Here is an 8,302-nt window from a genome sequence, read left to right on the forward strand (position 1 = left end):
TGAATGATGCATGAGTTTTAACCATTATAAACCAAATTTTTATGAGGAATGAATTTTTACAGTTTTTTGTAAAGCCTGGTGCAGGACTTTCCAAATGTCTGGCCAAACTATCACTGATTGCTTTTTTTGCGCTTTTTGTGGTTGCTGCACATGCACAAACCCAGGTAAAAGGGCGTGTTGTGGATGATCAGGGAAAACCCCTTCCAGGGGTAAGTATTCTGGTCAAAGGAACCTCAATCAGTACAACAACCCTAGGCACAGGAAACTTCAGTATTACGGCTCCAACAAGCAATTCGGTACTGGTGTTTTCTTACATCGGATTTACGAGTCGCGAGGTTCAGGTGAGAAATCAAACCGAAATCAATGTGACATTGCTTCCGAGCGCTGCTGAACTTGAACAAGTTGTAGTGGTGGGCTATGGAACCCAGCGCAAAGAATCGGTAACGGGTTCTGTGGCAAACATATCGGGCGATAAAGTTCGTGAAATACCCGCACCCAATGTGGCACAGGCGATACAAGGTAGAATAGCTGGGGTAAACATTTCGCAAACCTCTACCAAACCTGGTGCAACCATGCAGATTCTGATCCGCGGTCAGCGTTCACTTTCAGCCAGTAACGACCCTTTGGTGGTGCTTGATGGGATTCCATTTCCAGGTTCTATTGGCGATATTAATCCCAACGACATTAAAAGTTTAGACATTTTAAAAGATGCTTCCGCTACTGCAATTTATGGCTCGAGGGGAGCCAATGGAGTGATATTGATAACCACTAACCGCGGCCAGCAAGGCGCTCCCGCTAAAGTATCCTATAACTCATATACTGGTTTACAAACCCTTTTTGCCAAATATCCAATGATGGATGGGCCAGAATTTGTTGCCCTGCGCAAGGCAGCTGGATTATTTACAACCAATGGCGTAGATGAAGCTAATGATGTAAACACCGATTGGCAAGATTTATTCTACAATAAATCGGCAGTTGTAACCAGTCATGATGTTGGTGTATCTGGCGGATCTACAACTGGCAGCTACAGTTTTGGGGGCGGCTATTATCAGAATCAAAGTCTGATCCCAACTCAACAGTATACCCGGTATTCAATGAAAGCATCTATGGATCAACAAATTGCCAGTTTCTTAAGGATTGGATTTACCACCAATAACAATTACAACTTAAGTGAAGGCAATCAACTTGGTGTTTACGGAATCCTTAGCAATTCGCCTATCGCAAATCCTTATAATTCAGATGGCAGCCTAAAAAGAACAATCAGAATGCCTCAGGATGAATCGTGGATTTATACCCGCGACCTTACTAAGAGCCTTAGTGATAAATGGCTTAATGAAACGCGTGGTTTTGCTACTTATAATTCATTTTATGGCGAGCTTAATATTCCATGGGTAAAAGGACTGAAATACCGTACCAATCTCGGCCTTGATTTTATCCAGAGCAATAATGGTAACTATACAGGTGTTGGAATTGGAAGTGCTACCGCTACTACAGTTTCTACTGCCGGGGTTAGCAATTCGCAAACCTACCATTGGACACTTGAGAATTTATTGACCTATGACAGAACCTTCTCCGAAAAGCACAACATCAATGTAGTGGCCTTATATTCTGCTGAACAGAATAAGTTCAATTCCTCATCCATGTCAGCACGTGATATTCCGTCTGATGCTTTTCAGTTTTACAACCTTGGCCAGGCCAATGGAGAGTTAACAATCGGTAACGGGAACTACAGCTTAAGTGGACTCATGTCTTACATGGGAAGAGTAATGTATGCTTATGATAATCGCTATTTAATCAGTGCAACCATCAGATCTGATGCATCATCACGCTTGGCGCCAGGGCATAAATGGAATACTTATCCGGCTGTTTCTGTGGGTTGGAACCTGATGAATGAGAATTTCATGAAAGGGATAACCGCTATCGACAGGTTGAAGATCAGAGTGGGTTACGGGCAAACATCAAACCAAGCGGTAAATCCATATCAAACCCTTGGTTTACTAAGTTCGCGCCCTTACAATTTTGGCGATAATAACTATGCCACCGGATATTATGTTTCTCAGTTACCTAGCCCGGGTTTAGGCTGGGAATATTCACAAACCTGGAACTATGGCCTCGATTTCTCCTTACTAAAAAGCAGACTGACAGGAACATTTGAATACTATGTAACCAATACCAAAGATATATTGTTAGGCGTTGCACTACCTTCTACCGCAGGTGTGGGCAGTTATACTGCAAACATCGGACAAACACAGAATAAAGGATGGGAACTGAGTGTTAACGGGAATATTTTTAACGATAAGGGAGGCTGGTCATGGGATGTAGGATTTAATCTTTATGCAAACCGAAACAAACTGGTTGCCCTTGCATCAGGTCAAACGAGAGATGAAGGAAATGCCTGGTTTGTGGGCCATAATATCAATGCCATTTATGATTTTGAAAAAGTAGGTTTATGGCAGGCCGGAGATCCATACCTGAATGTTTTAGAGCCAGGCGGTAATGTGGGGATGATTAAAGTAAAATACACGGGCGATTTTGATGCGACCGGCAAACCAACAAGGCCTATCGGAGCAGCAGATAGACAGATCATGGATGTGGATCCTAAATTATCAGGAGGATTTAATACAAGAGTAGCTTATAAAGGATTTGACCTCAATGTAGTAGGATTATTTAAAGACGGTGGAATTTTGCTGAGTACATTATATGGTTCTTCCGGATACCTGAATCTCTTATCTGGTAGAAGAAATAACGTTAAAGTTGATTACTGGACACCTGAAAATACAGGAGCAAAGTATCCAAAACCCGGTGGTATTGCAAGTGGTGATAACCCTAAGTATGGAAGTACATTAGGTTATTTTGATGCTTCTTTCTTAAAAATCCGGACCATCTCTTTAGGGTATGATTTCAATCGAAGTTTGTTAAAAGATTCCAGAGTGAAGCTCCGGATGTACTTAACCGTTCAGAATCCTTTTGTGATGTTCTCTCCATATCACCGCGAATCGGGCATGGATCCTGAAACAAATTCATATGGCGATGAAAACGCTGCGGTAGCATCGGTTTACCCGCGGAGAATCTTAACCATTGGTACCAATACCCCGTCTACGCGTAACTATGTAGCTGGTCTTAATTTAACATTTTAATATACCGATATGAAACGTATACATTTAAATATAACATTGGGCATTTGGCTTGGGATGGTGGTTTTCTCAGGCTGTAAAAAAATTCTTGAAGAAGAACCCCGCAGTATCTTTACACCAGATTACTTTAAAACAGTAACAGGGGTAAATGGTGGTCTTACAGCCATGTACGGTCACCTCCGCAACATGTATGGGCAGGCCTATTATTATAATTCGCTAATTACCGGTACCGATGAGGCTACCTGGGGCAAAGATGCTGATGGCAATTTTAAGGATATGGATTGTTCAGGGGTGGGGTCAATACTTTCTACAAGTTATCCCAGTAGCGTATTATGGGGAGAAGCCTTTCCGAATATTAATACGGCAAGTGGCGTAATTGAAAATGCCAGTGCCGCAGGTATTGCCCCTTCATTGGTTGCGGAAGCAAGATTCTTCCGTGCCTTTGATTATTTTTTGTTGGTACAGACCTTTGGCGGGGTACCACTCGATTTAGGTGCCGGACCACTTAAATTCAATACCAGCCCTGTAAGAACATCAGTTCGCAATACAGTTCCCGAGGTATACACAAAGGCAGTATTTCCTGATTTGTTGACGGCTGTTGCCGATTTACCAGTTACAGCCCGCGTTACAGGCGGGGTAACAAAAACTTTGGCGCGACTGTATTTGGCAAAAGCCTACCTAACTTATGGATGGTGGTTGCAAAATCCCAACAATATCCCAACCTATCCTGCAGCAAACCGTACTGATCCTGACGGACATGACGCAAACTGGTATTTTCAACAAGCTTATGATGTTTCAACTGCAGCTATAGAAAGTCCTGGATCTTACGGTTTGGTAGATACCTATTATGATGTTAATTTAGGATCGAATGATCGTAATAAGGAAATGTTGCTATATGCTGATCATACCCAAACGAGCGAACGTTTTAATGGCGGTAGTTTAACCTTTGGTAGTGGTGGGGCGCCAGATAATTTTGCAGGCTGGATGATGACCTGGAATTACACCAATATCAGAAGCGGAGGAATCAGTTCGGTTCAGCGTGAAGCGGAGCAACATCTTGGCAGGCCGTGGAACCGGATGGCTCCACCCATTGAAGTGTTTAAAAATACTTTTGCCGATAAAACATTGGATTCGCGTTATGATGGCACATTTACAACAGTATATCGTGGAAACTGGCCTAAAGGATATAATCCTCCAGAATCGGCTCCAGCCGCTTTGGTTAATGCCAATGGCTTGTCTATCGTTCCCGGAAATGCCGTTTTAACCTTTCTGGATGCTGACAATAGCGCCGTAAGTTATCCAAGCGGAGCCGGAACAAGTAATGTTGGCGCAGGCACACTGCCAGGAAGGGCAGATTATGTAATTTCCCCATCCGGAATAAGCAGAATTGTTTATCCGGGTCTTTGGAAACTGGGCCCTTACCGCACAGATAATGGCACAGGTTTAGGTCAGCCAAATGCAGGTAGTACGCGGCCTTACCCTATTGCAAAATTTTCTGAACTTTATTTCGTAGCTGCCGAAGCTGCTGTAAAAGGTGCTACACCTAAAGCAGGTAAAAGCGCGCGCGAACTGATCAATGTGGTGAGGGCCCGTGCCGGAAAATGGCGTTGGGACAATAATGGTAATGTGGCAAAAGTAGCCGACAATAGTGCAGCCATGATTGCAGCAACCCCGGCAACAATTGATATCAATTATATTTTAGCAGAGCGATCGCGTGAATATTATGCGGAAGGATACAGGAGATTCGACCTCATTAGAACGCAAAAATGGGCAGAGTTATCCACTACCTTCAGTATTTGTGGTACAGGATATGGCGACCATACACCAGTTACGGTTACCAGAACAATTACACCAAATCTTTATCTCCGTCCAATTCCACAAGGACAGATAGATGGCATGCAAATGTCTGACGAGGCAAAGAAAGCATATCAAAATCCTGGCTACTAAACTTAAAACAGGCAGATTTTTCGAGAGAAATCTGCCTGTTTTTCTTTCAGAATTATCATAATCAAACCGATTGATGCTAAGCGTTTTAAAAACTACATCATCAGCACTTATATCCAGAAAGTATATTTTGAGGCTGAAATAGCCCTGAAATTGAAATTATAGCAGCAATTTTTCCCGAAAAATTAATGTATCATGAGCATGCCTATCGAACACTAAAGCTGAATGAAGGGTTGGGTTAAATGCTTGATTACTAGTTTTGTGTAGGGTATGAAACGAGACAAACCGCATAAAAACTGATTTGTCTCGTGAGGTGCTCCCGACGAGATTCGAACTCATATCGATGGTACCGGAAACCATAATTCTATCCATTGAACTACGGGAGCATAAGGCTGCAAATATAGAAAAATCAAAATCATTTTATTAAAAAAACAAGGCTATTTTTAATCTGTAAGTTCATATAAAAATTAACTTCCTGCTGTTGAGATATCTTTTATGTTAAAAAATGATTAAATCATAAAGCTACAGACAGCTTAATTGCGTTTATTCTCCTTTATGTTTAATTTAAGAAACCTTTTTGTTTAATTTTAAAGGTACACCGTTGGCTTTTTAAGAAATAAAAATGCACCTTTGCGAACCATTAATAGAGGTTTAGGCATGTAATAAATTAGATTGTTTTTTATGGAAGAATTGGTTGTGGAAGAGATTCAGGAACTGCTTGAAAAAGAGAATGATAAGGCTTTAAAACAATATCTCGATCAACTGAATATTTCGGATGTTGAAGAACTGATTGATGAACTTCCACAATATGCAGCTAAATTTATAGAAACCCTGTCCCTTAACAGGGCGGTAAACGTTTTTCGGATTCTGGATTTTCCTACCCAGGAGCGGATCATTAAAAAACTTTCGGGCAATAAACTCAATCAGATCATCAAAGATCTGCCACCCGATGACCGTACCGCACTTTTTAGCGAATTAAAAGGCGATGTGGTAAAAAAAATGATTACCCTTTTACCACCCGAAGAACGTAAAGAATCGCTTGCACTTTTAGGCTACAAAGAAGATAGTATTGGCCGTTTAATGACGCCCGATTACATCGCTGTAAAGCCCGAATGGTCTATCACCAGGGTTTTGGCGCACATCAGGCGCTATGGAAAAAACTCCGAAACCATTGATGTAGTGTATGTGATCGATAAAGAAGGGGTACTATTAGATGATATCAGGATCCGTGAGGTTTTACTGGCCGATCCGGAAGCAATTATCGGCGAACTTACCGATAAACGTTTTATTGCCCTAAAAGCTAACGATCCTCAGGAAGATGCAATCAATATCTTCAGGATGAACAACCGTGTGGCTTTACCCGTAGTGGATGAAAATAACATTCTTTTAGGTATTGTTACGGTTGATGATATTTTGTGGATTGCCAACGAAGAATACACAGAAGATATGCACAAAATTGGGGGTACTGAGGCTTTGGATGAACCTTATCTCGATATCCCAATCCTAAAACTGGTTAAAAAACGTGCAGGTTGGCTAATCGTACTCTTTTTAGGCGAAATGTTAACTGCAACAGCCATGCAGCACTTTGAAATCGAACTCGAAAAAGCAGTAGTATTATCGCTTTTTATTCCATTGATTATGAGTAGCGGGGGTAACAGTGGTTCTCAGGCTTCAACATTAATTATCCAGGCCATGGCCTTAGGTGAAGTAACTATTGCCGAATGGTGGCGCGTAATGCGCCGCGAGCTCGTTTCAGGAGCCTTGCTGGGCATCATTTTAGGCACAATTGGCTTTATCCGCATTGTAACCTGGCAAGAGTTACACCTCTATAACTATGGTCCGCATTCGTTTTTAATTGCGGCAACCATATTTTTTACCCTTGTTGGCATCGTATTATGGGGCAGTTTAATTGGTTCGATGATGCCAATTATTTTGAAAAAACTAAAACTCGATCCAGCAACTTCATCAGCACCATTTGTAGCCACTATGGTTGATGTTACCGGAATTGTAATCTATTTCAGTGTTGCCGTATTAATTTTAAAAGGCGTTTTACTCTAAATCTAAATCATGCAAAAGAAAATTACCACACTTTTTACCGATATCGGTGGCGTTTTATTAACCAATGGCTGGGACAGGCATGCAAGAGGGGAGGCTTCAGTACTTTTTAACCTCGACTCTGTTGACCTCGAAGAACGCCATCACCTTACCTTCGATACCTATGAAGTGGGTAAATTAACCCTTGATGAATATTTAGAACGTATTGTTTTCTTCGAAGAACGCAATTTTACCTACGATGATTTTAAAGAATTTATGTTCAAAAAATCACTTCCTTACCCCGAAATGATTCAGTTGATCTGCGATTTAAAAAAGAAATACAACCTTAAAGTAGCCGTCATCAGCAACGAGGGCAGGGAGTTAAACCAATACCGCATCAATACGTTTAAACTGAACGAATTTGTCGATTTTTTCGTGTCATCTAGTTTTGTGCATTTCCGCAAACCCGATGCCGATATTTTTAAAGTAGCTATCGATATTTCACAGAGCGATGTAGAAACGAGTTTATATATCGACGATAGGATGCTTTTTGTGCAGGTTGCCGAAGGTTTAGGCTTAAGAGGTATTCATCATACCGATTACGAAGATACCAAAGCACAGTTAGCTGCTTATGGCTTAGAGGTTTAATTTTAAAGTTATTTCCCGCAGATTTCGCTGATTCCCGCAGAATAAATTAAATAAATGACCGTCATTCCCGTGCATACGGGAATCTTAATACATTTTCGTGGTGTCAGATGTTACCATCTGACACCCTGAAGCTACTTTCCATGCAACTGTATTATTAAGTTCTCAACTTTCGATTAAATAAATGCTGTGTACCAATAGCTAAAATATTTTTTTGAAAAGCAATGGCAGTAGATATTTTAAAGCTTGCTCCCGCTTTTCATTACAAGTCCTCTCCCGATTGAAAAAATCGGGATGTGGGCTTTCCATTTCAATCGGGTTTAAAGGGCAGTGTACCTGCTAATATTTTAGGCTGGGTGCAGCAATATAATTCTGTGTTTTCTGTACCTTCCAGCGTTCGTCATCCTGAATTTATTTCAGGATCTTTAGTTAATATTTAGCATTGTTACCATTTAAGAAATATAAGTTCATTTAAGCTGCTGGATTAAGTGGTAAACTAACTGCTATAAAGCAATAAAAAGCACCGTGCTTAATTATCTGTGTTA

General features: G+C 41.1%; 4 protein-coding genes and 1 tRNA gene. 4 read left to right on the forward strand and 1 reads right to left on the reverse strand.

Annotated elements, in window-relative coordinates; translation table 11 throughout:
* The first annotated feature begins 41 nt into the window (after window positions 1-41).
* Together AC07VK_RS01395 and AC07VK_RS01400 are read left to right on the forward strand one after the other, a co-directional pair.
* Complete coding sequence (locus tag AC07VK_RS01395; RefSeq protein ID WP_492957821.1) at window positions 42-3,137, forward strand: SusC/RagA family TonB-linked outer membrane protein; 3,096 nt, start codon at window positions 42-44, stop codon at window positions 3,135-3,137.
* Window positions 3,138-3,146: 9 nt separating this feature from the next.
* Entirely contained in the window at window positions 3,147-5,081 is a 1,935-nt protein-coding gene (locus AC07VK_RS01400; protein ID WP_492957823.1) for a RagB/SusD family nutrient uptake outer membrane protein, read from the forward strand.
* A gap of 311 nt (window positions 5,082-5,392) precedes the next feature.
* Here AC07VK_RS01400 and AC07VK_RS01405 read toward each other — a convergent pair.
* Window positions 5,393-5,464 (reverse strand) — tRNA-Arg (locus AC07VK_RS01405).
* Window positions 5,465-5,759: 295 nt separating this feature from the next.
* Here AC07VK_RS01405 and mgtE point away from each other — a divergent pair.
* Both mgtE and AC07VK_RS01415 read left to right on the forward strand, forming a co-directional pair.
* Entirely contained in the window at window positions 5,760-7,136 is a 1,377-nt protein-coding gene (mgtE, locus tag AC07VK_RS01410; protein ID WP_492957825.1) for a magnesium transporter, read from the forward strand.
* Window positions 7,137-7,145: 9 nt separating this feature from the next.
* Entirely contained in the window at window positions 7,146-7,760 is a 615-nt protein-coding gene (locus AC07VK_RS01415) for an HAD hydrolase-like protein (protein WP_276900571.1), read from the forward strand.
* Window positions 7,761-8,302 lie beyond the last annotated feature (542 nt).

The organism is Pedobacter sp. GW821-FHT01D05 (genome assembly GCF_059422505.1).

Excerpts from the sequence above, each read along its gene's own strand:
- AC07VK_RS01395 (WP_492957821.1), top strand. The coding sequence starts at position 42 with ATGAGGAATGAATTTTTACAGTTTTTTGTAAAGCCTGGTGCAGGACTT.
- mgtE (WP_492957825.1), top strand. The coding sequence starts at position 5,760 with ATGGAAGAATTGGTTGTGGAAGAGATTCAGGAACTGCTTGAAAAAGAG.
- AC07VK_RS01400 (WP_492957823.1), top strand. The coding sequence starts at position 3,147 with ATGAAACGTATACATTTAAATATAACATTGGGCATTTGGCTTGGGATG.
- AC07VK_RS01415 (WP_276900571.1), top strand. The coding sequence starts at position 7,146 with ATGCAAAAGAAAATTACCACACTTTTTACCGATATCGGTGGCGTTTTA.